Source organism: Nakamurella antarctica (assembly GCF_003860405.1).
Lineage (GTDB): Bacteria > Actinomycetota > Actinomycetes > Mycobacteriales > Nakamurellaceae > Nakamurella > Nakamurella antarctica.
Window position 1 is genome coordinate 1,130,764 of the sequence record NZ_CP034170.1, and the last position, 23,941, is coordinate 1,154,704.

At 59.0% G+C, this 23,941-nt stretch carries 23 protein-coding genes; 13 read left to right on the forward strand and 10 right to left on the reverse strand.

Annotation, left to right across the window (positions count from 1 at the left end):
• Positions 1-284 precede the first annotated feature (284 nt).
• From EH165_RS04955 to EH165_RS04970, 4 genes are all read right to left on the reverse strand, one after another.
• Positions 285-1,529, reverse strand: coding sequence for a sugar ABC transporter permease (locus EH165_RS04955; RefSeq protein ID WP_124798284.1), 1,245 nt, complete (start codon positions 1,527-1,529; stop codon positions 285-287).
• A complete protein-coding gene (locus tag EH165_RS04960) occupies positions 1,526-2,344 on the reverse strand; it encodes an ATP-binding cassette domain-containing protein (RefSeq protein WP_124798285.1) in 819 nt (272 codons plus the stop codon). The genes EH165_RS04955 and EH165_RS04960 overlap by 4 nt, the downstream gene beginning before the upstream one ends.
• 40 nt (positions 2,345-2,384) lie before the next feature.
• Positions 2,385-3,515 carry a substrate-binding domain-containing protein gene (locus EH165_RS04965; protein ID WP_124798286.1) on the reverse strand — a complete coding sequence of 377 codons (1,131 nt, stop codon included), beginning with the start codon at positions 3,513-3,515 and terminating at the stop codon, positions 2,385-2,387.
• Positions 3,516-3,605: 90 nt separating this feature from the next.
• Entirely contained in the window at positions 3,606-4,787 is a 1,182-nt protein-coding gene (locus tag EH165_RS04970; protein WP_124798287.1) for an ROK family transcriptional regulator, read from the reverse strand.
• Between the two features lie 66 nt (positions 4,788-4,853).
• Here EH165_RS04970 and EH165_RS04975 point away from each other — a divergent pair, with 66 nt between their 5' ends.
• Both EH165_RS04975 and EH165_RS04980 read left to right on the forward strand, forming a co-directional pair.
• A complete protein-coding gene (locus EH165_RS04975) occupies positions 4,854-5,426 on the forward strand; it encodes a cupin domain-containing protein (protein ID WP_124798288.1) in 573 nt (190 codons plus the stop codon).
• Positions 5,427-5,442: 16 nt separating this feature from the next.
• Positions 5,443-6,054, forward strand: a complete 612-nt coding sequence (locus tag EH165_RS04980) for a TetR/AcrR family transcriptional regulator (RefSeq protein WP_124798289.1) — start codon at positions 5,443-5,445, stop codon at positions 6,052-6,054.
• 132 nt (positions 6,055-6,186) lie between these two features.
• Here the strand turns inward: EH165_RS04980 and EH165_RS04985 are convergent, their stop codons facing one another.
• On the reverse strand, positions 6,187-7,299 hold the full coding sequence (locus tag EH165_RS04985; RefSeq protein WP_124798290.1) for a Gfo/Idh/MocA family protein: 1,113 nt from the start codon (positions 7,297-7,299) through the stop codon (positions 6,187-6,189).
• Positions 7,296-8,108, reverse strand: a complete 813-nt coding sequence (locus tag EH165_RS04990; RefSeq protein ID WP_206426115.1) for a sugar phosphate isomerase/epimerase family protein — start codon at positions 8,106-8,108, stop codon at positions 7,296-7,298. The genes EH165_RS04985 and EH165_RS04990 overlap by 4 nt, the downstream gene beginning before the upstream one ends.
• A 385-nt stretch (positions 8,109-8,493) precedes the next feature.
• Here EH165_RS04990 and EH165_RS04995 point away from each other — a divergent pair, with 385 nt between their 5' ends.
• The 7 genes from EH165_RS04995 to EH165_RS05025 all read left to right on the forward strand — a co-directional run bounded on the left by EH165_RS04995 (position 8,494) and on the right by EH165_RS05025 (position 16,794).
• Positions 8,494-9,510, forward strand: a complete 1,017-nt coding sequence (locus EH165_RS04995; RefSeq protein WP_206426116.1) for a LacI family DNA-binding transcriptional regulator — start codon at positions 8,494-8,496, stop codon at positions 9,508-9,510.
• A 16-nt stretch (positions 9,511-9,526) separates the two neighbouring features.
• On the forward strand, positions 9,527-11,050 hold the full coding sequence (locus tag EH165_RS05000) for a sugar ABC transporter ATP-binding protein (protein ID WP_124798292.1): 1,524 nt from the start codon (positions 9,527-9,529) through the stop codon (positions 11,048-11,050).
• 167 nt (positions 11,051-11,217) lie between these two features.
• Complete coding sequence (locus EH165_RS05005; RefSeq protein ID WP_124798293.1) at positions 11,218-12,303, forward strand: ABC transporter substrate-binding protein; 1,086 nt, start codon at positions 11,218-11,220, stop codon at positions 12,301-12,303.
• A 121-nt stretch (positions 12,304-12,424) separates the two neighbouring features.
• Positions 12,425-14,005: a sugar ABC transporter ATP-binding protein gene (locus EH165_RS05010; RefSeq protein WP_124798294.1), complete on the forward strand. Its 1,581-nt coding sequence runs from the start codon at positions 12,425-12,427 to the stop codon at positions 14,003-14,005.
• Positions 14,002-15,072 carry an ABC transporter permease gene (locus tag EH165_RS05015; RefSeq protein WP_206426117.1) on the forward strand — a complete coding sequence of 357 codons (1,071 nt, stop codon included), beginning with the start codon at positions 14,002-14,004 and terminating at the stop codon, positions 15,070-15,072. The genes EH165_RS05010 and EH165_RS05015 overlap by 4 nt, the downstream gene beginning before the upstream one ends.
• Positions 15,069-16,106: an ABC transporter permease gene (locus EH165_RS05020; RefSeq protein ID WP_124798295.1), complete on the forward strand. Its 1,038-nt coding sequence runs from the start codon at positions 15,069-15,071 to the stop codon at positions 16,104-16,106. Before EH165_RS05015 ends, EH165_RS05020 begins: the two co-directional genes overlap by 4 nt.
• 223 nt (positions 16,107-16,329) lie before the next feature.
• Positions 16,330-16,794: a VOC family protein gene (locus EH165_RS05025; protein ID WP_124798296.1), complete on the forward strand. Its 465-nt coding sequence runs from the start codon at positions 16,330-16,332 to the stop codon at positions 16,792-16,794.
• Positions 16,795-16,852: 58 nt separating this feature from the next.
• Here the strand turns inward: EH165_RS05025 and EH165_RS05030 are convergent, their stop codons facing one another.
• The gene (locus EH165_RS05030; RefSeq protein WP_124798297.1) at positions 16,853-17,491 is read right to left on the reverse strand and encodes a DUF2249 domain-containing protein; all 639 of its coding nucleotides are present in this window, start codon (positions 17,489-17,491) and stop codon (positions 16,853-16,855) included.
• Between the two features lie 125 nt (positions 17,492-17,616).
• Here EH165_RS05030 and EH165_RS05035 point away from each other — a divergent pair, with 125 nt between their 5' ends.
• Positions 17,617-18,303 carry a helix-turn-helix transcriptional regulator gene (locus EH165_RS05035; RefSeq protein WP_206426118.1) on the forward strand — a complete coding sequence of 229 codons (687 nt, stop codon included), beginning with the start codon at positions 17,617-17,619 and terminating at the stop codon, positions 18,301-18,303.
• Positions 18,300-18,860: a hypothetical protein gene (locus EH165_RS05040; protein ID WP_124798298.1), complete on the forward strand. Its 561-nt coding sequence runs from the start codon at positions 18,300-18,302 to the stop codon at positions 18,858-18,860. Before EH165_RS05035 ends, EH165_RS05040 begins: the two co-directional genes overlap by 4 nt.
• 27 nt (positions 18,861-18,887) lie before the next feature.
• On the opposite strand, the gene EH165_RS05045 is transcribed toward EH165_RS05040, so the two are convergent.
• From EH165_RS05045 to EH165_RS05055, 3 genes are all read right to left on the reverse strand, one after another.
• Complete coding sequence (locus tag EH165_RS05045) at positions 18,888-20,354, reverse strand: cryptochrome/photolyase family protein (RefSeq protein WP_124798299.1); 1,467 nt, start codon at positions 20,352-20,354, stop codon at positions 18,888-18,890.
• Positions 20,355-20,439: 85 nt separating this feature from the next.
• A complete protein-coding gene (locus tag EH165_RS05050; protein ID WP_124798300.1) occupies positions 20,440-20,931 on the reverse strand; it encodes a hypothetical protein in 492 nt (163 codons plus the stop codon).
• A gap of 85 nt (positions 20,932-21,016) precedes the next feature.
• A complete protein-coding gene (locus EH165_RS05055; RefSeq protein WP_124798301.1) occupies positions 21,017-21,235 on the reverse strand; it encodes a hypothetical protein in 219 nt (72 codons plus the stop codon).
• 139 nt (positions 21,236-21,374) lie between these two features.
• On the opposite strand from EH165_RS05055, the gene dinB reads away from it, so the two are divergent.
• Complete coding sequence (gene dinB, locus EH165_RS05060) at positions 21,375-22,583, forward strand: DNA polymerase IV (RefSeq protein WP_206426187.1); 1,209 nt, start codon at positions 21,375-21,377, stop codon at positions 22,581-22,583.
• A gap of 51 nt (positions 22,584-22,634) precedes the next feature.
• Positions 22,635-23,888 (forward strand): alpha/beta hydrolase, encoded by a 1,254-nt coding sequence (locus EH165_RS05065; RefSeq protein WP_124798302.1) that lies wholly within the window; start codon positions 22,635-22,637, stop codon positions 23,886-23,888.
• Positions 23,889-23,941 lie beyond the last annotated feature (53 nt).

Sequence of the window (23,941 nt, forward strand, 5' to 3'; positions counted from 1 at the left end):
GGACATCCTCGCGAAGAACTTGGTGTCGTGGGCCTGAGCTGTTGTGCTGGCCTAAACAGCCCGCAAGATCGCCTTGGACCGGGAACTGACTTGTGAGTTGGCCTCGCGGAGGCGACCGTGTGCTCCGGTGTCGCGTTCGGCCACCATTGTGGCCGTCGAGAAAGCCGCCGCAACGACTACAGACGGTTTGAGAGGCCCATTTCATTGCTGATGTCGGCGCCTGCAGAGCGTTGAATCTCCTGGGCCGGTAGGCAGCGCATCGTAATCGCCTTCGAATCGGTCCATCATGTGGTTCCATGACGGGCGCGAGATCGTCGTGAAATCGAATCTATAATGACGGCGAACAGAAGTACGGCGCCTGTGATCATATAACGGACCGACGAATCGAAGTTGAGGAGAGTGAGGCCACTGGAGATTGACTGAATAACGACGATTCCGAGCAGTGCAGCCCACGCGCTGCCTCGACCGCCGAAAAGGCTGGTCCCGCCAATCACCGCCGCAGCGATCGCGTTCAGGTTGACATCGCCCGTCCCACTCGACAGACTCGCCGACGTCAGACGCGCTGCGGCGAGCAGCCCGCCGAGCGCCGCAAATGTTGAGCAGAGGACGAACACGCTAACGTATACCCGGACAACGCGGATACCCGAGCGCCGCGCCGCTTCAACTGAACCGCCCACCGCAAAGACGGATTTGCCCCAGACCGTGCGGGTCAGAGCAAAGTTCATCACTACAACAAGAACTAGAAAGAGCAGAAACATTGCTCCCACGCCGCGTCCGGTTTCGAGGTACCACACCGTCGCTGTGAGGAATAGGAACAGGCCAGAAGCCTTCAGCACGATAGCGGGAATCGATCCCGTGCTCAGGCCGCCCCTCCGCCGCCGTTCGGCCCTCCTCGAGTGAGTCACAAAAAATCCGATCGACGCGATCGCAGCTAGCGCGTAGGCAAGCCACGAAGGAAGGAATGCCGTTTGCGCGAATTGGACGATCCATGATTCGTAAGGAAGGTTAATCGAGCCGTTGGGTCCGAGTATCTTCAGCTGCAGACCTAGAAAGCCAAGCAAACCCGCCAGGGTGATCACAAAACTCGGCACTCCAAAGCGACTGAAGAGCAACCCGTACATCAGGCCGATGGCTGCTCCGGCAAGAATAGCTACCACTACGGCAAGGAGAACCGGCCAGTGGAGTTGCACCATGCCGACGCCAAGGATTGCGGACGATAGGCCACTGACGGAACCCACGGAGAGATCGATCTGGCCCAACAGAAGGACGAGGACGACGCCGATGGCGATTGTGCCGACGGCTGCGCATTGCATGGTCAGGTTGACAAGGTTGTCAGCGGAGAGAAAATTCGGATTCAGCATCTGGAAGACAATCCACACAACGGCCAGTCCTATGACGACGGGCATCGATCCCAAGTCGCCGCCGCGAACCCGACTCTGGAGCGACCTGACGGCACCGCCGAAGCCAACGTAGCGCGTGAGTCGCTCGTCGAGCAGGTCGGTAGGAGTGTCTGCTGGCAGTTTCGTCATTCCGCAGTTTCCTTCTGTGTTGTTGCGCGTGCGCGCCGGGTCACCACGTTGTCGCTCGCACCGGTGATGGCGGAGATTATTTCCTCATAACTCACATCTGGGACTCGAAAATCGCCATTGTTCTTGCCTAGCCTCAGTACGACGACGCGATCGGCAACGGCCTGAACATCGGCCATGCTGTGACTGATCAGCACCACCCCGAGGCCGCGCTCGCGAAGACGCTCAATAAGGTTGAGGACCTCGGCTGTTTGTGCGACTCCGAGCGCCGCTGTCGGTTCATCGAGTATGACGACGCGAGGATCGCCGATCAACGACCGTGCGATGGCAACTGTTTGCCGCTGGCCGCCAGAGAGGGAGGCGACGGCGATCCGAACTGACGGGATCTTCGCCGACAACTGTCGGAGTAGTTCCCAGGCCCGCTGCTCCATCGCCTCCTCATCCAGCGTAAAATTTGCTATTTCGCGGCCCAGAAACAGGTTTGACACCACGTCGAGGTTGTCGCAAAGCGCGAGATCCTGAAACACTGATGCGATCCCCAGCGAGCGAGAGGCTGCTGGCGACCCTATTGTGACTTCTGCGCCGTCAAGGAGAATCGTGCCGGCGTCGGGGCCATGAACGCCGGCCAATATTTTAACGAGCGTGGACTTTCCCGCGCCGTTGTCACCGACGACGGCTACCACCTCGCCGGGGTAGACGTCGAAATTAATCCCCGAGAGTGCGCGCACCGCCCCGAAACTCTTCGAAACGTTCCTTAGCCTCAGCACAGGTTCCAGAGGGTCTTCGCGAGTTTCCTTGAACTCCGGGTCAGTGTTCACATATTTACCGTTCAGCTAGTTGGAATGAGACCCGCCGTTGTTACTTGACGCCCCACTTTGCGCAAGCCTCCGCGTAAGCGCTGGTGCAGATGTCGGTGGCAGCAGAGAACCCGTCACTGACGACTGTGTCCTGAATATTGTTGGCTGTGACCTTCACTGGTGCGAGCACGATTGAAGGTGTGTCGTCGCCATCGCTTGTCTTCAGTGTGGCGTCCGCTTTCTGTTTTTTGCCATTGGTGAGATCAATTGCCAAGCCGGCAGCGCGCTCTGCTTCGACCCTTACCGCACGGTAGATCGTCATGAATTGTTCTCCCGCGAGAATCCTCTGGAGCGCAGCATTCTCGGCGTCCTGACCCGTGATCGGTGGAAGATCCGTGACGCCAGCACCCTTAAGTGCGGCAATGGCACCTCCGGTCATGCCGTCGTTCATGGAATAGATGCCCTTGATTTCGGCGCCGAACTGAGTGATCTGGCCGGTTACCCAGTCCTGAGCCTTCGCAGGGTCCCAACCCGGGGTGTCATACGTGGCCAAAATCTTATAGCCGCTGGCGTCTAGAACCGCCTGAGCACCGACCTTGAAGGCTTTCGCGCTGTCGTCTGGTGCACCGTTGAGCATGAGGATGCCGCCATCGCCAGGTTTCACACCTCGTGCCTTCATCTCTTCAATGAGAGATTCGGCCTGAATCTTTCCGATCTGCTGGTTGTCGAAGGAGATGAAATATTCGAGGTCTGGGCTGTTGATGAATCTGTCGTAGGCAATCACGGGAACATTCTTAGCCTTGGCGCTCGCCACGATGGCTGAAGCAGCTTGGGTGTCGACAGCAGACATGACCAACACGTTGATGCCTTGGGTGAGCATGGACTCGGCCTGCTGTTGCTGCTTGGCAGCATCGCCATCGGAGTTCGCGTACAGCACCTCGCAGCCGCTGCAAATTTCTTTGACCTTCGCTGTGAAAAGTGGGCGATCGGCTTTCTCGTAGCGGGCGGTCAGGGATTCCGGAAGAATGAAGCCGATTTTTGCCGCAGCCGTGCTGGCCGCCTCGCTGGAAGCTCCGCTGCCTATGCTGCTGCTCTTGCCAGAATCGCCGCTACTGCCGCATGCGGTGAGTACGGCGGTCGCAAGGCCTAGCGCGCACATTGCCGCTATGGCTCTCTTCGTAGGTGTTCTCATGCAAGCCTCCCTTGGAGCCACCGTCGTTGGTGACTGAGGCGAGCATGACATTCCTCACTCTTGGCGTCAAGTATTGAAACCAATGATTTTCTAAAGTCGCAGTGCGCTCCGGGCTATTTCGATGTGGTCAATAGCTAGCAGTATGGACCCAAGTACTCCCGCTCGAATTCCGACCTGTGCCTGGATGATTTCGGGGGTTGATCCCTCGCCAGCCAGGAATGATGTCTCGACCTCGCGTCTGATCGGACCAAGCAACAGTTCCCCGGCGCGGCTCATCTCTCCGCCAATGACGATGCGTGCCGGGTTGATGAGCATGCACATGGTCACTGCCGCGACTCCGATACTGCTTCCTGCCTCGGCTATCGCTCGGATGCAAGCGTCATCACCTGCCATCGCCCTCGCCAGTAGGTCGCTGAGCTTGAGGTTCCGATAGGTATCCTTGAGCCGTTCGAGCACCGCGCCTCCGCCGGCCACCGCGTCGAGACAACCTCTGCTGCCACACGAGCACTTTGGCCCGTTCTCCCGGATCGTCATATGTCCGAATTCGCCAGCGGTGCCGGAATTACCGATGAACAAGCGGCCGTCAATAATGAGGCCAGCGCCTACCCCCTCGTTGATGTCGATAAAGATGCCATGCTCAGTGCCTCGCAGCGCTCCCATTCGTAGCTCTGCGAGCGCTGCAAGATTGCTGGCATTCGCGACCCACGCGGGCTTTCCGAGTCCTCTTTGCAGTATTTCTGCGATGGGGACGCGTTCCCAGCCACGGAGTTCACCGTGCGCCATGACAGTTCCCGAGTGTCTTTCCACTGGCGCGTTGATTGCGACCCCGACGCCGAGCAGTTCGTCTGAGGATGCACCGACAGCGTCGAGCATGTCTGCGATAAGGAGCAGGCTCTTCCGCAACTCGTTGTCAGCGCGGTGGTCCTTTCCGAGAGGCATCTCATGCTCGGCGATGACGGTCTTGGCGACGTCCGACAGAACGATTCGAAGGTGCCTCCGTGAGATGTGGATTCCCGCAACCAGCCCGAGTTCCCTAGCCAGCGTTACGAACACAGCTCGTCGACCGCTCTGCGTCGCGTCGACCGTGTGGAGGATGCCAGCCGAAGAGAGCTCTTTTACGATGTTGTGAACGGTGCCCGCTGACAAACCCGATGCTCCCGCCAATTCGGCTTTGCTGAGCCCGCCGTGTTTGTGTAATGCTTCCACAATCCTGCGCCGATTGGCTTCACGAAGTGAAGCCTGCGAGCCCGGAGTGCGCGTCTGATAGGTCACGTTCATAAGGTACCGCCAGCCGCCGCCGCGCGGCGGGGCGAGGTAGAGGAAGGGGAGGGACCCGTTGTGACTATCGATAATGTGCGGGTGATTGTGCTGGGGGAGTCGAAACCTGACGAATCGGAATTCGTGCAGGTCACCCCCGTGAAGCCGTTTCTAATGGGACCAACGCAGCGATGGTGGAACGCCTGGGGATGGGATGCGCCTATTGAGCTGCCGTGGCACTCCAAGGAGGTCTACACGCCCTTGAGCCATTTTCCGCTGCCAGGCGGAGCCCGCGTCATGGTCGCTAGATTTCCTGAAGCCGACATCTATCTCGACGAAGCTCCGGTAACCCCAGAGCACCAAGCCGACCACGACAGGGTGATCGACATGCTCTCTGCTGTTGATGTGGCAATGACCGCTGTTGGTCCGCATCCGGCTATGCATCGAACAGACACCGTCGACCTGGGATTCGTCGCAGAGGGCGAGGTAGACCTCGAAGCGAGCGACGGAACGGTGGTAACCCTCCGGGCAGGTGACATTTATGTCAACAGTGGCGCCGTCCACGCGTGGAAGGCGCGACAATCCGGCGCGACTGTCTTCTTCGTATTTCTGGGGGCAAATCGAAAGTCAGTTCCAGGTCCTGTAGGACCGTGACGCCTACAATCGTGGGATGGCGCCCGAAACGCACACCAAGCAGACTTCGTACGGACGCAAAGGTGAACAGCGACGCATCGAGATAATCGAACGAGCGATCGCGCTTTTTGCTAGGCGGAGCGTAGGAAGTTCGCTCCGCGAGATCGGCGAGGAGATTGGTGTTTCCCATGCGGCCTTGCGGTATTACTTTGCCACGCGCGACCAGCTGCTAGTGGAAATCTATCGGACCCACGAGGCTGCATTCCGGTCGGAACCCATCCCGCTGAAACTTTCCGCAGTCTCGGCGATGGATCGGCGTGCTGCGCAGAATGCTGCTATTCCAGGTCTGGTGGCACTGTACGCAACCCTGTCTACCGACGCGTTGCAGCGAGACAACCACCCTGTGACGCGCGAATTCATTCAGCGCAGATTCGTTCGGGTCCGATCTCAACTCGCGGAACGGGTTCGTGAGGGGCAACGTCTTGGCTTGGTTGCGAACACGCTAGATCCGCATGACGTCGCGGCACTCATTGCGGCAGCGTCCGATGGTCTCCAGCTACAGCAATTACTCGATCCGGAGGCGGTCGACACTCGCAGGTCACTCAGTATCCTGGAGCATCTATTAAGCCCGTCAGCGCAAGCTAGCTGAAGCCGGTTAGTGCATTCAGGGCAGATGCACGCAGTCTCATACCGCGCCGGTTCAAAGTGCAGAATCCGAAATGGTGCGCGTGGACGCCGGCAGAAAACCTTCCCGAGTCCACGCGCTCCCTTCGCCGAGAGACTAAGAGACAGCTTGCGTGGGGTCGAAGTCCAGCGGAAGTAGCGGGACGGCGGCAGCGCTAGATGTGATTTCCACAGCCGAACCAGAATGTGCCGCATCGCTGATCCCAGTCATGATCTCTAAGACATGCGCCGCGAGCGCGCCGGAAGCTCTTTCGGCGACGCCAGCACGAATGGAGCGGACGAGATCTACCACCCCGGTACCCCTGCCACCGCTGGCGCCTTGCGCTGGAATGACGAGTGGTTCGTCGCGACCATAACTCCATAGCAAACTTTCTCCGTCAAACAGGTTCGGATCAGGAAGCGTCAATGTGCCATTTGTACCGTTGACCTCGATATGGCCCGCCTTCCGGCGCGCATGTTGGAAAGAGAAGGTGGACTGCGCTGATCTGCCGCCAGTGAACTCAATCAGCGCTGAATGGTGTGTCGGGACGAGAACCGGAAAACTGTCGCCTGCTCGCGGCCCGGTGCCGATGATGCGAGAGGACTGGGATTGCGACGAGGTCGCGTGTACCCGAGTTGCTGACCCGAACACATGAATCAGGGCGGTGAGGTAGTACGGCCCCATGTCGAGGAGCGGTCCAGCGCCGTCAGCAAATAGGAAGTCAGGGTTCGGGTGCCAGCGATCCGGACCCGGCACGTGGAACGTTGTGATGGCCGTGAGTGGTTCGCCGATGTCGCCACGTGCGATCGCCCGAAATGCCGTTTGCAGACCGGCCCCCAACACTGTGTCGGGCGCGCATGCAACTCGCAATCCTGCGGCGGTTGCAGTGCTGAGAAGCAGTTTCGCAGCTTCGGTAGTCGTCGCGATGGGCTTTTCGACCCATACATGCTTCCCTGCCTCGAGGATGAGTTGGGTTATCTCGGCATGCGCGGAAGGGATGGTGAGATTGACTACGACGTCGACGTCTGTCCTAGCCAGAAGCTCTTCAACCCGGCCCGATTCTGGAACACCGTGTGCTGCCGCCTGCTCTGCCGCGCGCTCAAGGTCGATATCAGCGATGAAACGGACTTCGACGTCCGGGAAGCGCTGAAGATTCGTGAGATATTGCGTCGAGATCACGCCCGCTCCAATGATCCCGACTCCGACCGGTGCATTGTCCACAGGGCTCATGCTGAGACCTCAGTGTCGTTATCGCTCAACCAGACGAATGATTGGGCGATACCGTCGAAGACATCACCAGCGAAGGCGTCAAACTCGATCACTCTCAGCGCGCGCGGGGCCGCAGCCAGAAGGTCGGGCAGGGCGACCTCTCCTTGACCTGCAGGAGTCTGTCGCTCGAGCGCCGCCTGGAAACGAGCCGGATCAAGCGATTGCTGTTCGCTGCGGGGCAAAACATCCCGAATGTCTCCCGTCACATTCCCATCCTTGACGTGCAGCGCGGTGACTTGTGAACCGAGGGAACGAAGAATGTCCATTCCGCTCCCGCCTCCTACTGTCAACCAAAACAGGTCAACCTCGAGCAAAACCTCGGGCGCTAGGTGTTGGACAAAGACCTCATAAGCGGGACGGCCTTCTATCTGGTTTGCAAACTCCCACTGATGGTTGTGGTAACCGACGTTCAAACCGTGTTCAGTCGCTTTGGCGGACAGGGAGTTAAGACGGTCCGCCGTGACTTTGACATCCTCAAGGCTCTTCCATAGAGACGCCGGCACGTGGGGCTCGATCACAGTAGAAATGCCCAACTCAAGTGCTGCCTCGAATATTCTTTCCGGTTCTGATGCCGCGACGAGCGCAGCGTGACCAGTGGGCGCGCTGATGCCGCAATCTGCGAAAGCCTGCCGGTACTCGGGAACGCGGTGCTGAAATCCGTAAGGTTCGACGTGGCGGAATCCGATGTCGGCAAGGCGAGCGACCGTTCCCTGTAGGTCGTCATCGATCGCACTTCGTACGGAAAATAGCTGGACGGATGGGGCTGACACGGTTGGCTCCTGTTCTCCGCGCATGGATGCTGCGGCTCTTCGAGCGATGTTAGCGGATTTTCTTACAATGGAAGAATTTTACGTCCCCAGTTCTGTACCTTCACCGCTACGAGAGTTAGACCCCGGAATAGATCACTCGCCCTGCGCCCACGGCGGGAGTTTGGCCGCGGCAAAGGTCTGGACCGTGTTCTCATGCGACAGCCGAGCGCGCCGCGAAACGACTATGGCGCTACGACTATGGCGCTGATGCATCGACTGGAGTATGGACGAGGGCCGGAAGTCGAAAGCATAGGGTGATTTCGGCGCCGGCGCCCCGCCGTGAAACGGGATCGGATCTCTGTCCAAGTCGTTATACTTGGGGTCACCTATCGCGGTTGGAGTCGACGTGAGTTCAAGTGCACGCCGTGATCCGAGCATCAAAGAAGTAGCGTTGGTGGCGGGTGTGTCGCACATGACGGTTTCGCGCGTCATGAACGACTATCCGGGAATTAAACCGGAAACCCGGCAGCGGGTGCTTGATGTCGTCGAGCAAATGGGATACCGCCCCAACATGGTGGCGCGTTCCCTCGCCACTCAGCGCACCAAACGAATCGGCGTGCTCGTCGAGAGTGCGGTCGAATTTGGCGAGAGCGACATGGTTCGCGCTATCGAGACCGCCGCGAGGGCCGTGGGTTACTCGGTGACATCCGTAGCAGTCCGGGACAACGATATGTCCCCTCAGGACGCAATTGCGCATCTGACGTCGCAGGGCGTGGATGCTCTGTGTGTGGTGGCACCGCGGTCTTCTTCAGTGGCCGCCCTGCGACAGATCACAGTATCTGTCCCCGTGCTGGTGGTGAAGTCTGATAAGGACCCTACTTTTCTCACTGTCTCTGCGGATCAGCAGCAGGGCACCAATCTCGTCGTAGATCACCTTGCAGGCTTGGGTCATCGCGATATTCTGCACATCGCGGGCCCCCTCGACTGGCTTGACGCGCGGGGGCGGGAGCGAGCATTTCACGCTCGGGTGAAGTCATGGGGAATGCGGGAGCGAGCGATCGTCATAGGCGATTGGACAGCCGACTTCGGGTACGACTTCTCCAGGACCATCACTAAGGTTCCGGAGTACACCGCTATCTTTGCAGCAAACGACGACATGGCCTTGGGCGTCATCCATGGGCTGCACGATAATGGAATCAGTGTTCCCAAAGATATGAGTGTCGTAGGCTTCGACGACCTCCCAACTTCGCGGCACTTCTTACCCCCATTGACGACCGTTCGCCAGGACTTTCGCGCTCTGGGCGCGAAGGTGATGGACGTTCTCCGCGCCGCTCTTGAAAATCGCGAGATCCCACAGCGCTCCAAAATTGCCACTGAACTTATCGTTCGCCAGTCCACTGCCCAGCCCAGGCACCTTTCGTGAAGCAGGAGTGAGAAGTATGGTTTCTGCGGTCATAGAAATGTCTGGGATCAGCGTGAGCTTCGCGGGATCGCCAGCCCTTCAGCAGGCGAGCCTGCGGTTGTTTCCAGGCGAAGTCCATGCTCTGATGGGCGAAAACGGAGCCGGTAAATCGACGCTCATTAAAGCTCTCACCGGCGTTTACTCGCTGGACGAGGGCGAGATTCGTATTGACGGCGACCGTAAGCGCATGACTGGGACGGCTGACGCGGAAGCGGCTGGTATTGCGGTCGTCTATCAGGATACGTACCTCTGTTCAAACCTGACGGTGGGTGAGAACGTCATGCTCGGGCACGAGATTCGTGGGCGGGCGGGGATTAACTGGAAAGCCACTCATCAACGGGCGTCCGAGGTTCTGGGGGAGCTGGCGCTTGACGATTTGGACCCACGCCAGAGGTTGTCGTCACTTCCGATTGCGGTGAGACAGCTCGTAGCCATTTGTCGAGGGATGGTCACACGTCCTCGCGTACTTGTTCTGGACGAGCCAACCTCGAGTTTGGACGATGGAGAAGTAGCCAGACTTTTCACGGTACTTCGGAAGCTGTGTACGCAAGGGGTAGCCATCCTCTTCGTCTCACATTTCCTCGAGCAGGTCTACACGATCAGCGATCGCATGACCGTCCTCCGCGATGGAGAGATGGTGGGTGAGTTCCTCACTAGAGAGCTTGACCGCTCCGAACTCATCTCCACGATGATCGGGAAGGACATCGCAACACTGCGAGCAATAGGCTCAGAGAGGCGCTCTCATCGTGAGGAGCCCACCGGGCCCGCGATCTACCGCGCCGAGGGTATCGGTCGGCGAGGGGTGCTCGTTCCGACGAACATCGATATTCATCAGGGCGAAATTGTCGGGTTCGCAGGGCTGAGGGGCTCCGGACGAACCGAATTTGCCCGGCTTCTTGCGGGCGCGGAGCGATCCGATTCGGGAACTGTGACACTTCGTGGTCAGGTCGTCACATTGCCTTCTCCTTCCGCTGCCCTCGCACATCGAATTGCTTATTCGAGTGAAAATCGACGCGATGACGGAATCATCGAAGATCTCAGCATCAGAAAGAACATCCTGCTGGCACTTCAGGCTGTTCGCGGCTGGTCACGACCACTGTCCAAGATGGAGGGCGACGCGCTCGTCGGTGACTACATGGAATCTCTCGGCATCGTTCCGGGCGATGCGGACATGCCAGCGAAATTTCTGTCCGGAGGTAATCAACAGAAAGTACTGCTCGCCCGCTGGCTGGTTACACGACCCCGCGTCCTCATTCTTGATGAACCAACTCGCGGTATCGACGTCAGCACAAAGGTGCAGTTCCAAGCTCGCGTTGCCCAACTGGCGCGGGAGGGGGTGGCGGTGGTTTTCGTATCTTCCCAGCTCGAAGAAGTCGTGCGCTTGAGTGATCGGATCGTAGTGATGAAGGATCGGCAGAAGATCGGCGAGGTCAGCAACGGTCCCGGAGTCAACGTGAACACGATCGTCGAAATGATCGCGGGGGATACCGAAGACACCTGAATTCGACATGAAAAAAACCCTTGTGGTAATCAAATGTTCGCGCTAACATTTCGAACAACACGCAGTCAGCGTGTTTTTCAACACAGCGTCTCGCCACATCGGCGACAACATGTGGCGACAACATGTAGGGCTCGCAATGGCTGCCCTATATCTCAAGGAGGAGATTCATGTCCATAGGAAAGCGATTCGGTCGAATGATCGGTCTAGCGACGGTGGGCGCTCTGGCCGTCGGGCTTTCGGCTTGTTCGTCCAGTGACGCGCCAGCGGCAAACTCGTCGAGTGCAGCGCCAGCCGCCAGCTCGTCGAGTGCAGCGCCTTCGAGTGCGGCCCCGGCCGCAAGTTCGTCCAGTGCAGCGCCAGCTGCCAACGGCAAGCTCATCACAGTCGGCTTCGTGGCGGTGGGCCCTGAGGGAGCGTGGCGCAAGGCCAACGAAGCGAACATTCAGGACACCTTTACGAAGGAGGCAGGATTCGACCTCAAGTACGCACCGGCGACGAACTTGGATCAGAAGTCGCAGATCGACGCTTTCACGTCGTTCGTCGACGAGGGTGTCGACGTGATTCTGTTCTCTGCCACCGAGAGCTCGGGCTGGGAAGCGACGCTCAAGCGCGCCAAGGAGGCTGGTATTCCGGTGATTCTTCTCGACAGAGGAATCACGCCAGACGACCCGAGCCTGTACACCAGCAAAATTGCACCTGACAACATCGCCGTGAGCAAATCAGTTGCCAACTGGGCACTCGGAGCTTTCCCGGAGGGCGCCAACTACTTCACCATCGAGGGTCCCGCTGGCGTCTCTGGTGTGAACGAGCGCAACCAGGGCTGGAACTCCGTATTCGATGGTAAGGACAAGTTTAAAAAGCTCGGTGCTCAGACAGCCAACTGGTCAACTGAGGAAGCGAAGAGCGTCTTCGAGACAGTTCTGAAGTCCAACAACAACAACGTCCAGCTCGTGTTCGCTCAGAACGACGAGATGGGACTGGGCGCAGTTCAAGCTGTAGAAGAAGCTGGACTGGTTCCCGGAGTTGACGTGAAAATCGCAACGATTGACGGTACCAAGAATGCTCTTCAGGCACTGTCCGACGGCAAACTCAGCTTTGTAGCTGAATACAACCCGCTGTTTGGTGAGACCGCCTTGGGTGTCGTCAAGAAGGTTTTAGCTGGCGAAAAGGTTGACTCCGCCATCGTCGTTCCGAGCATTACCTTTGATTCGCCTGCGGCAGCGGCAAAAGCGCTCCCCACGCGCAAGTACTAAACACGCCCGACCCGCAAGGGTCTCGCACAAGTAGTGCTGGGTGGGGTCACCATCAGGTGGCCCCACCCAACTATGCGCGCTGGCTTTTGCGCCACGCCCAAGGCAAAGAAGGGTCAGAGAAATGACGGAGACGGTCCCGATCGTCGAGATGACCAACATCTCAATCTCGTTTCCCGGAGTAAAGGCGCTTGATGCTGTCGACTTCCGGCTGTTTCCCGGCGAGGTCCACACACTCATGGGAGAAAACGGAGCCGGTAAATCGACGCTTATCAAAGCGCTCACCGGCGTGTACAGGGTTGATGATGGTCAGATTCTCATTGCCGGCGCGGCTCGCAGGCTAGGTGGAACTGCGGACGCGCAAGCCGCAGGCATCTCGACGGTGTATCAGGAAGTAAATCTGTGCACAAACCTCACCATCGGCGAGAACGTCATGCTGGGCCACGAGGTACACGGCCGCTTCGGTATTAACTGGTCAGCAACATTCCGAGCGGCTACTGACGCGCTTGACAAACTCGGACTGGGCCATCTTGATCCTCGACAAGCGCTCTCGAGTTTGTCGCTAGCGCTACAGCAACTTGTCGCCATAAGTCGAGCCATGGTTGCTAACTCCAAGGTCCTTATCCTCGACGAACCGACGTCCAGCCTTGATGCGAACGAGGTCGAGGGACTCTTCGTCGTTATGCGTCGGCTGCGCGATCAAGGTGTCGCCATTCTCTTCGTCTCCCACTTTCTGGACCAAGTGTTCGCAATCAGCGACCGTCTCACGGTGCTGCGAAACGGCCAGTTTGTCGGTGAGTACCTCACACGAGAGCTTGATCGCACCACTCTCATCTCGCGCATGCTCGGCAAAGATCTTTCTGCCCTCCAGTCACTCGAATCCGAGCGTGCTGTGCAAAACCACGTCATCACGTCCGAGCCCCTCTATAAGTCGGTAGGGATCGGCCGGAAGGGGTCTGTCGAGGCCATGGATATCTCGCTGCATCGCGGGGAAGTGGTCGGTTTAGCGGGATTGCTGGGCTCGGGACGCACCGAACTAGCCCGCCTCATCTACGGCGCAGACAGGCCCGACTCCGGTGAAATCTGGCTCCGCGGCAAAAAGACAGATGTTTCGAGTCCCTCGGCGGCGCTTAGTAAGAAGATTGCATTTTCGAGCGAGAACCGGCGGGACGAGGGCATCATCCGCGATCTGAGTGTTCGCGAGAATCTCGTTCTTGCGGTGCAGGCTAAGCGCGGCTGGGCCCGGCCCCTCTCGCGCAAGGACAAGGATGAGATTGTCTCTAAGTATTTGGTCGAGTTGAACGTGCGCCCGGCAGATCCAGAGCGCCCCATCAAAAATTTGTCCGGCGGAAATCAGCAAAAGGTCCTCTTGGGCCGGTGGCTCGCTACCAAACCAGAATTGCTCATACTGGACGAGCCGACGAGGGGCATTGACGTGGGGGCAAAGGCAGAAATTCAGGAACAGGTTGTCGCCCTTGCAGGGGAGGGGGTTTCAGTCGTATATATCTCTTCTGAGCTCGATGAAGTGGTCCGCCTGAGCGATCGCATCATCGTATTGAAGGACCACCGTAAGATTGCAGAGATTACAAATGGGCCCGGGGTGACCGCAGCGGCAATTGTTGACACGATAGCTGCGGATGGAACGGGCGACGAACTCGCGGGTAACCGAGTAGGCGCGATGTCTAAGGAGATCACTCAGCCATGATGGAAAAGAGTACTGGTATTCGGACAGTTCTGGAGGTTATTCGCAAGCCCTACTTCTGGGGAATCATTGCAATTGTATTGCTTCTTGCGATCAACACGGCAAAGGATTCCAGCTATCTCACCGTCACCATCAACCCCGTAACGGGGAATCTTGTCGGAAATCTCATCGACATACTGCGGGCGTCCGCTCCGGTGATGATGGTTGCCGTAGGTATGTGCCTCGTCATTGCTACGGGAGGAATTGATCTATCCGTGGGGTCAATCATGGTAGTAGCGGGAGCAGTATCGATGGAGTTTCTCAAAAATTTCGATAACTCCACTTCGACCATGGCTGCATTCAGCGCAGTGGGTCTCGCTCTCCTTATCGCGACCATTCTTGGCGCTGTCAATGGATTGCTCGTCTCCGTAGTCGGTCTTCAGCCGTTCATCAGCACTCTCGTGATTATGCTTTCGGGGCGAGGTCTTGCGAAGGTCATTACCTCTGGCCAGAATACGACCGCGTCCAATGATTCATTCCGATGGATCGCCAACGGATATTTGGTCGGTGTCCCAGTGGTCTTTTTGCTCGCCGTGTTGATAGTAGTAGCGGTCGGCCTACTTGTCCGAAGGAGTGCACTGGGACTGATGATCGAAGCAATCGGGATGGATCCCAAAGCGGCGCGGCTCGCGGGCGTAAATCGTCGGGGTCTCCTGATCACGGCCTACGTTACTAGTGGTTTACTCGCCGGAGTTGCTGGCATATTTGCTACTGCGAGCGTCATGACGGTGGACGTTTCTAGAACCGGATATCAGCTCGAACTCGATGCCATCCTTGCTGTTGTTATCGGGGGAACTTCTCTTGCTGGCGGTAAGTTTAATATTCTTGGATCTGTAGTGGGCGCTGTTCTCATCGCCACTTTGGACAAAACAGTAGTCTTCCTTGGCGTGTCCTCATCTGCTACTCCGGCGTTCAAAGCGATTGTGATTGTTGTGCTATGTCTGCTCCAGGCTGATCGCGTGCGTGCACTGTTCGAGAAACGTCGTCTTCCGAGTTCGTCTACTCCGAAAAGGGAGGCTCAGACCATATGAAAACCACTGAAATTCAGACTTCGCCCCTTGATCAGAAGCTTGGTGACCACAAAACTCATCGCTTCCAGCTTCGGCTCGAGTCTTTGCCGACTGTCGCGGCACTCGTCATTTTCGCTGCAATGATCGTTTACGGGGAACTTTCCTACGGTCGTATTCTCCAGTACAACACTTTGTCAAACCTGCTTATCAACAATGCGCACCTCGTGATAATTGCCGTGGGAATGACGTTTGTCATTCTCTCGGGAGGCATTGACTTATCGGTGGGTGCTGTGATTGCTTTCACCAGTGTCTCCGGTGTGATGCTGATGAACGCGGGTCTCAATCCATGGATTGCCACACTATTTATGATCGTGGTTGGAGGAATATTCGGTCTCACATCCGCGATATTAATCCAATATTTCAATGTGCAACCCTTTATCGCCACGCTCGCGATGATGTTCTTAGCGCGTGGACTCGCGTCGATGCTAAGCACAGTTCCTGAGCGTCTTCCTGACGACTCGCCATTTCGGTTTCTGGGCAAGCAAGTCAAAATAATCGACGGCCCAAAGGTTAATGACCTAGTGCTCACCGCCGGCGTAGTTATCGCAGTTGTCGTTGTCTTGGTTGCATTTTTTGTGCTCCACCGGACACGTCTCGGACGCACGGTCTACGCGACCGGTGGCTCCGAGCAGTCTGCAGTCCTCATGGGCCTGCCCGTCAATAGAACTAAAATCTGGGTCTACGTCATTAGCGGTGCTCTCGCTGGTCTTGCCTCAGCCGTCTATACCGCGAGACTGGGCATCGCCCAAAACATCACTGGCAACGGTTGGGAGCTCGACGCAATCGCAGCCACAGTGATTGGAGGAACCCTGCTCACCGGAGGGGCTGGATATGTGCTGGGCTCCGTAGTGGGAGCTTTGGTACTGGGGCTGATGAACGTGCTGATTACCCGCGACGGCAGCATCCCGCCCGAAGCAACGACCATCATTACCGGTGGGATCCTGCTTGTATTCGTGCTGCTCCAGCGAGTAGTAGGGGCTCGGCAACGGAAATGACGTAGCAGGGTTGCTGCCGGAATCACGTTGTCGGGCTCCTGCTGGCTGAATTGCTCACACAACGCTGAGCGAAAGCCACGGCCCCACAGGTGTGGTGGCGTCACATCTAGCGGTCCGAGCAGGTCGCAAGCAACGAGCCAATGGTGACGGAAATTCTTGGTTCCGACAGGCTATGAGACCCTAGCCGGTACCACTTTTTCCCGGCACTTCGAGGGGGCAAACAATGAGCAAACCCACCTTCACCTCCAGCCTGCATTACCGGGATCCCCAGACGGCGGTTCGGTGGCTGGAACGGGTCTTTGGCTTCGAGACAGTCATGTCGATAGAAGGGCCACCGGACGCACCCGAGATGTGCCACTACGAAATGGCCATCGACGGCGATGGCCGCGTCATGATTGGCGCCGAATGGGCTGAGTTCACTAAGAGCCCGGGCGCCGTCGGCGGCGCCAATACCCAGCGTGTGCATGTGCAGCTCACGCACAGCGTCGACGAGCATTACGAACACGCCAAGGCTGCGGGCGCCGTCATCGTCCAACACCCAGAAGATCAGTTTTATGGTGACCGGGCGTACCGGGTCATCGACCTCGAGGGTCATCATTGGACCTTTGCCCAAACCACTCGAGAGGTCAGCCGTGAGCAGGCTGAGCGGGCACTCGGATTGCCAATTATCGCTACCCAGTGGCCGTGAAAAGCGTTTCAGGGCAACTGCTTTCGTAAACGGTGAAGATTGAGCTGCCGAGGTGCACTCACTCTGCGGCAGGCGCGCTCACCCTGCTCGCTCCGAGCACCAGGGACTGGCGACGTTGGTGCACGGTGAAATACCGCAGGCCCTGCTCGCCGGCGGTGAATTGACGGCGCGAACGGCGCGGCATCCACAGCAGGACACCCGGGGTGAGATCGATAGCGCCGAGCTCAGTCGTGAGCTGGCCGCTGCCAGCTAGAACATGGATGATGACGTCGAGTTCCGGCCCCGTGTGCGCATCGATGGTCCCGCCAGGTGGCAGCGCGATGACGTTGGAATCCAAATCTCGCTGCCTGGCCTCGAGCTTCCACACCGCCCCGCTGACATCGGCCGCAGATGTGTCGTTCGTGATTGTTGTGGTGTCTACCAACACTCGGGGCAGAGGCGTGCTGGCTAGTTTGGTGATCTTGATCCGCCAGTCACGTATCTCCCGGTTGACGTAGTCCCAGTTAAAACTGCCAGCATGGTCCGCCTCGAATTCTTCGCGCAAGTGCTGCGGATCGTGGTCGTTTACCAAAACTAGTGATTTTCCCACCGCCAACGCGGCGTACGCGGCAAAGATCGTTGGGTGCTTGTCCGGTTTCTTCATCCCTCGGACGTCCAGTTCGAGCGAGCCAGGTGCGTTTGTGATCGAGGACGACATCAAAATCCCTTCGATAGTTTCTACAAGTTTCGCTTGTGTAAACTCTAGGGCACGGCAATCACCTTCACTGCAGCGGGAGGAAGACTCGTCCCTTTGCCTCACTCCTACTTTCCCTGGGGAACTTGATGAACACGTCGACCGAATCGGGCAATGCCCTGGCACGACGCCGCGACCAAGTACTGCACAGATTGCGGGACTCAGCCGATCCTTTGACAGTCACAGACCTCGCGGGGCAGCTGGCAATTCACGTCAACACCGTGCGTTTCCACCTCGGCACCTTGGTGAGCGCAGGCCAGGTCGAAACAGTGCGAGCGGCGCAGGGTGGTGCGGGTCGGCCACCTCAACTTTTCCGCCCTGTGCGCGGAATGGATCCGAGGGGCCGCCGAGACTATCAAGTGCTGGCAGGGGTTTTGGCCATTACTCTCGCAAACCAGTCCAATCCCGCTCAGCGCAGCGCGGAAGCGGGACGGGCGTGGGGTAGCAAGCAGCGAGGTGGCGCAGCTGGCCTGAACCCGCTCGAAGTGACACCTCTCGATCCTGCCGACGCGGTGATCCGGCTGACAGACATGCTTGATGAGTTCGGATTTTCCCCCGAACAGCCTCCGAATGGCGTGCCGTCACACATCAACCTCAGGAACTGCCCTTTTCTTGAGCTGGCAGTGGATCGCCCTGACGTTGTGTGCAGCATTCACCTGGGAATCATGCAAGGAGCGATCGAGGCGTGGAGTGCGTCCCTCGCTGTGGAGCGACTGGAGCCATTTGCCGCGCCAGATCTCTGCGTCGTACACCTCAGCGTGATTGATGCGCCATGACGAACGACCCGCCAAAGGTGACGCCCGCCGATCTGGCGGCCATTGACTTGCAAGCCAGGGTCGGGTCCGAACGCGCAGAATCCAACACCAACCGGCGGTGGGTTCCAGCTGTCGTGTTGGCCGGAATTGGTTGGTGTTGCATCATTCTCGGCGGGTTGGTTGCCGCTGTGACAAGCCCGTTGGCCCTGGAGCACGGAAGCTGGCTAGCCGCGTATTTGGTGCTGGTCGCCGGTCTCGCACAATACGTCATGGGTGCTGTTCGCCGCTTATACCGCCATGAAGCTGGCACGCAGCGAGGGGGTTGGGCGCAAGCCGGAGCATGGAACCTCGGCAACGTCGGGGTCATCACGGGGGTGCTGGTGAGCGCGCCCTTGCTCGTCGACCTAGGCTCCGTGCTCTTGGTCATTGCACTGGCGATTGCGTTGCGCGCAGACTGGGGCCGACCCGACTCCCCGCGGCAGGTCACGGTGGTTGATTGGACCTATCGGACACTGTTACTCGTGTTGGCGGTCAGTATCCCTATCGGCATCGTGCTCGCGCACCTGAGGAACCCGTAAAGGCCCGACGGTGGTGGCGAACCAGGCCTAAAGACCTTCGCGATATCGCTCTTGCTCGACGACCTGCTCCCGGTCGGAAAGTCGCGCGAGCCCGGCGAGTGGTTGCGCCATCCGGAAGTTACCGCGCAACGAGGGCGCGGTGCGGTCCAGAAACGCCCAATACCCCGCGGTGTAGGGGCAGGCCTTGTCGCCCAGGCGCACTTTCGGGTCGAACCGGCAGGAAGCGCAGTGGTCAGACATTTTTTTGATGTATGCACCGCCGGAGGCATACGGCTTCGTCGCCACGATTCCGCCGTCGGCGTGCTGTGACATGCCGATCACGTTGACCGGCATCACCCACGGCGTGCCATCGACGAACATGTCGGTGAACCATCGCTCAAGTTGGCGCGGATCGTAGCCGCGTTGCAGGGCCCAGTTCCCGATCACCATCAAGCGCTGGATGTGGTGCGCCCAGCCGTTCTCGCGCACCCCCTTGATGGCGTGGTGCAGACAGTTGGCCTCGATCGCGGCGTCGTCGAGTTCGATGAATTCGCGGGGCAGATCACGGTGCGCGCCCAGGTAATTGTTCTCGGTGCGGTATCCCTCACCCAAGTGCCAGTACAGGTGCCAGACGTAATCGCGCCAGCCGATCACCTGCCGAACGAAGCCTTCGACGCTCGCGATCGGGGCGCGGCCGGCGTGGTACTCGGCGACGACGGTTTCGACCACGTGGCGCGGGTCAAGCACCCCCAGGTTCATAGGGGCGCTCAGCAAGGAGTGCGCCATCGTCCAATCCCCGGCCAGGGTCGCATCCTCGAAGGGGCCGAATTGCTGCAGCCGCTCGCCGACGAATGCAGTGAGCGCAGCTTCGGCCTCTGCGCCGGTGACCGCGAAACGTCGAGGCCCGTCATCTCCCACGAGATCGAGAAAACCTTCCGCCTGCCAGCGGTCGAGGTCCTCCCGTACGCCGGCGTCGATGTCGTCTTCTTCAGGCCACCACGGCTCAGGCAGTCCGAGCGTTCGGGCGCCCTTCGGCGGAGCGCCCCGATTGTCGTGGTCGTAGTTCCACTGCCCACCGGCAGGGCTCTCGCCCTCCATTAAAAGGCCGGTACGTACTCGAACCTCCCGGTAAAAGTCCTCCAACAAGAGCCTGCGTTTGCCGCGCTTGCCGGCCCATGCGGCGAACTCCGCCTCGGTGGTGACGAACCCGCGAGAGGGCAGCACTGCCATCCCATGCGCCCGCACAAAACGGCGGGCGCCGTAGGAGGTGGGGTCGATCACCTCGAGATTGCTTCGGCCGTCAACTACTTCGGCGTAGTTGTTGACTTGGTGGAACTCGACGCGTGAGCCGAGCTCGTCGGCGCGATGGCGCAGCGAGGACAGGATGAGATGCGCCTTTGCGCGGTGCATGCGGCGTCGAGCGAAAACAGACTTGGCCTCGATGATCATCATTGGTCCGCCGTCGTCGAACTCGGCGCCCAGCTGACCGACCATGATCCAGCGAGTGAGCGTCATGGGACGAGTTTAGGACGATGTGCGGTGGTCGGGGACGGAGGCAACTTGTGCTTGTGGTGGTGATGCAGATGCAGCCGCTGGTCCATTACCGAATGGGACGTGTGCTCCGGGTCCTACTGCGTAGTCCGCGCGGCCGGACGGATGAAACCGGGATCCGCCGCTGAGCTAGGTCCGCGGATCCCAGCACGCTGATCCCGCCCGAATGACTGAGGTACACCCCGTGCACTTCCAGCGTTGAGACAAAGGCGAGTCTGTGGATTGCCGCGGCCCACATCCGGTCGCTAGCAGTGACAGAGCGAGAGCCCATGCGCTCTAGGACGTAGACGATGCTAGCAGCGCCGGCGGGAGGCAACGTCTCTCGCACGGACATCATCAGGTTGTGCATCATGGTGGCTGTAGGGCGCTGCGGTATCCCGGCGACGGGAATGATAATCGGCAGCTGGCAATGATTTTCGTCCAGCGGCAGGATCCATAACTGGCCGGGATTGCACGCTTCGCCAACGATATCGGTGAGGCGCTCGATAGTGTCAGCTTCTGAGATGAGTGGGCGAACTGATGCTTCTTCGGGGGTGATCATGTGCCAGATACTGGCTTAAAACTCTAAAGCCACTTCGGACTTATCCACACCGAGGGGGAAGCGGGCTTGGCGGCGGCGTGGGGCTTCAGGCCAGAAATGTGATGAGTGAGGCGATGAAAAGCAGCGCCACCACGAGGCTCAACGAGCCGACAACAATCCACCGGCGAGGGGCCTTTCGTGCGGGCTCGGGGACACCGACAGCCGTTGCTTTCACGGCGCGAGCTCTGCTGGCCCCCGGGTTGTTCCGCCGTGAGAGCGCCACACTCGAGGACCTTTTTGGCTGACGCTTTCGGGGTGAGGGCATGCATCGCAGTTTATCCCGCGACCCTTTTATCCCGTGGCGCGAGAAGTTGCCGTGGCACGTAGTCGCAGTTCGGAGCGCCATCGGGTTGCGCTTCTCACCGTCGGCAGCGCTATTCAACAGCCGCCAAGTGTGCGAACATGTGTTCGTGTCCGGCACCGCGAGCATCCTCCATGCCGACCTTGATGCATTCTTCGCCTCCGTCGAACAGCGCGATAATCCATCCCTGCGGGGCCGCCCGGTAGTAGTGGGGCTGGGGGTAGCGATGGCCGCGAGCTACGAAGCGAAGCGCTTCGGGGTTCGGACGGCGATGAGCAGCTATCACGTCCGCAGGGTCTGCCCGCAGGCGATTTTTGTTCCGCCGCGCATGGACGCCTACGCCGCCGCCTCACGGGCTGTGTTTGACGTTTTCCGGCAGATTTCACCCCTGGTAGAGGGGGTTTCCATCGATGAGGCTTTTCTCGAGGTGGGCGGTCTTTGGCGGACTCGCGGCACACCTGAGGCCATTGCCGCGGATCTACGCAAGCGCGTTTTCGATGAAGTGGGTCTGCGCATCACAGTAGGGGTCGCCCGAACCAAATTCTTGGCCAAGGTCGCCAGTGGTGTTGCCAAACCGGACGGTCTGCTGGTGGTTCCGGTAGCGGGAGAGAGAGATTTCCTCTACCCATTGCCGGTGGAGAAGCTCTGGGGCGTCGGCACGGTTACAGCGCAGAAGTTGCATTCCCACGGGCTGCGAACAGTCGCGCAGATAGCCGATATTGACGAGATGACGCTCGCCTCTATCGTTGGCAACGCCTCGGGGCGACACCTTTACGCACTGGCGCACTTTGAGGATCCGCGGCAGGTGGTCACCGGCAAGCGACGTGGGTCCATGGGGGCGCAATCGGCGATGGGTCGCGGGCTTAAATCGCCGGGAGACATTGACACCACGATGGTGGCGCTGGTGGACCGAGTCACGCGGCGCTTGCGTGCGAGCGAGCGGCGGGGACGAACCATCCTGCTGCGCCTGCGGTTTGATGATTTTACGCGGATCACCCGGTCTCACACGCTTTCGCGTTCCACCGATCAAACCGCCCCGATCTTGGCAGCGAGTCGGCAACTCCTCGCCGAGTCGATGCCCCTGATCCGGGAACAAGGACTGACTCTCGTCGGAATCTCAGTCCACAACTTTGACGATGACGAAACCGCGGACCAGCTGGAGCTTCCGTACGAATCCTCGCCGGGCAAAGCTCTGGACAAGGCGCTGGATGAAGTGCGACTAAAATTTGGCGACGCTGCGGTGACACGAGCGGTGTTGCTCGGGCGAAGGGATGGCATCACACTGCCGGTGCTGCCAGAACATCAGGATTAAGACGGGAGCGCCACGGAAGAAGGGAGCGGTGTTGTGGGGGAGACTAAAAGCATGCCGAATGCCCGCTCACCGCGAACGTCTTCGGCCTATCGCAACGCGCTGATTGCTGCGGGGTCGATGCGACAGGTGTCAACGGCGGAGTGTGCGACGTCAAAGACGATAGCGGGTGCGAGAACGGAAGCCGCCCAACGGAAGTCTCGTGCTCGAAGATCGTGGTGGTACCCGCTGCAGTTGGTGGTCCTGACATTTGCTGTCCTGCTCGGCGGTCTCCAGCTTGACCAGCGACTATCCGAGCTTCTGATCTGGCCGACCCAAGGCGCGAAGTTCGTCGAAATCGGTCAGCACTATGACGCAGCGGTCCAGTTACCCAAGATGGTCATTGTGGTGGCTGGTTTCAACCGCCGCGACGCTGATGCGATTGCGAGGGCGTTATTGCCGTCCCTGCAGGATTCGCAGACCCGGGTCTTCTCGCTGCAGTACGGGTCCGGAATTTACGAAGGTGACTTTGCGCGGAAATTTGATGCGCTGTACGAGCTGTACAGACCCGAGCGGATTAGTTTGTTCGGCTCCTCGATGGGGGGCGACGTGGCCCTGCGATTGGCAGCGCATATCAACCGTACTTATCCCACCGGACTATCGCCCGACACTTCGGGGACGGCGGTGACCAACTCGGCAACCGCGGGTGGCTTGACGACAGCGGCTGCACTGAAAACCAAAGAGGAGCCACCAGCACCGCTGCGACTGGACACGATTTATCTGGATTGCACCCCGCTGTCGGACCAGAATTTGCGGTCGGAAAGTAGGTCGAAGGCGGAGCTTTTACGCGGACTCACTGAAGGTTTGCAGACAGACGGGGGAGGGCTGACCCGAATCGCGACGGAAATGTTGGCGCAGAAAAACAGCTGGTTGCACGGGTTTCCACCATCGGTTCAGATCAACGGCGACAGATTCTGGTACATCTTCCACGAGATTCGGCGCGAGAAAGTGAATCTACGCGGTGCCTCGACGTTGCTCATCAAGGATCAATACGCGGTAATCCGGCAGTTCGACGCAGCCCAAACGCTCGGCGCACTGGACCCGGCTACCGACATCGTGTATTTCTTGCCCCAAAACCGAGAAATGGACACCACGGTTAATGTGGCAGCGGCGACGTCCGACCTTGCTGGGTTCGCGGACGAGTTCGGCCTGCCGGTGCAGATTGTGGCTATTGAAGGTGGTTTTCACGCCAGCGCTACCCGTAACGCACCGCAGTACAACAAGGCGATTGGGAGCTATCGGGCTGCCTCCGACCGACTCGCCCACTAGGTCCGCTGGAGTGCCCTTGTCGCGTCGAGCGCTCATGTCGGGCCAGCGATCTT

Bases quoted from the DNA above. Each gene is read 5' to 3' on its own strand.
- EH165_RS04955 (WP_124798284.1), bottom strand. From the start codon at position 1,529: ATGACGAAACTGCCAGCAGACACTCCTACCGACCTGCTCGACGAGCGA.
- EH165_RS04965 (WP_124798286.1), bottom strand. From the start codon at position 3,515: ATGAGAACACCTACGAAGAGAGCCATAGCGGCAATGTGCGCGCTAGGC.
- EH165_RS04980 (WP_124798289.1), top strand. From the start codon at position 5,443: ATGGCGCCCGAAACGCACACCAAGCAGACTTCGTACGGACGCAAAGGT.
- EH165_RS04985 (WP_124798290.1), bottom strand. From the start codon at position 7,299: ATGAGCCCTGTGGACAATGCACCGGTCGGAGTCGGGATCATTGGAGCG.
- EH165_RS05000 (WP_124798292.1), top strand. From the start codon at position 9,527: ATGGTTTCTGCGGTCATAGAAATGTCTGGGATCAGCGTGAGCTTCGCG.
- EH165_RS05005 (WP_124798293.1), top strand. From the start codon at position 11,218: ATGTCCATAGGAAAGCGATTCGGTCGAATGATCGGTCTAGCGACGGTG.
- EH165_RS05010 (WP_124798294.1), top strand. From the start codon at position 12,425: ATGACGGAGACGGTCCCGATCGTCGAGATGACCAACATCTCAATCTCG.
- EH165_RS05015 (WP_206426117.1), top strand. From the start codon at position 14,002: ATGATGGAAAAGAGTACTGGTATTCGGACAGTTCTGGAGGTTATTCGC.
- EH165_RS05020 (WP_124798295.1), top strand. From the start codon at position 15,069: ATGAAAACCACTGAAATTCAGACTTCGCCCCTTGATCAGAAGCTTGGT.
- EH165_RS05025 (WP_124798296.1), top strand. From the start codon at position 16,330: ATGAGCAAACCCACCTTCACCTCCAGCCTGCATTACCGGGATCCCCAG.
- EH165_RS05030 (WP_124798297.1), bottom strand. From the start codon at position 17,491: ATGTCGTCCTCGATCACAAACGCACCTGGCTCGCTCGAACTGGACGTC.
- EH165_RS05035 (WP_206426118.1), top strand. From the start codon at position 17,617: ATGAACACGTCGACCGAATCGGGCAATGCCCTGGCACGACGCCGCGAC.
- EH165_RS05040 (WP_124798298.1), top strand. From the start codon at position 18,300: ATGACGAACGACCCGCCAAAGGTGACGCCCGCCGATCTGGCGGCCATT.
- EH165_RS05045 (WP_124798299.1), bottom strand. From the start codon at position 20,354: ATGACGCTCACTCGCTGGATCATGGTCGGTCAGCTGGGCGCCGAGTTC.
- EH165_RS05050 (WP_124798300.1), bottom strand. From the start codon at position 20,931: ATGATCACCCCCGAAGAAGCATCAGTTCGCCCACTCATCTCAGAAGCT.
- EH165_RS05055 (WP_124798301.1), bottom strand. From the start codon at position 21,235: ATGCCCTCACCCCGAAAGCGTCAGCCAAAAAGGTCCTCGAGTGTGGCG.
- EH165_RS05065 (WP_124798302.1), top strand. From the start codon at position 22,635: ATGCCGAATGCCCGCTCACCGCGAACGTCTTCGGCCTATCGCAACGCG.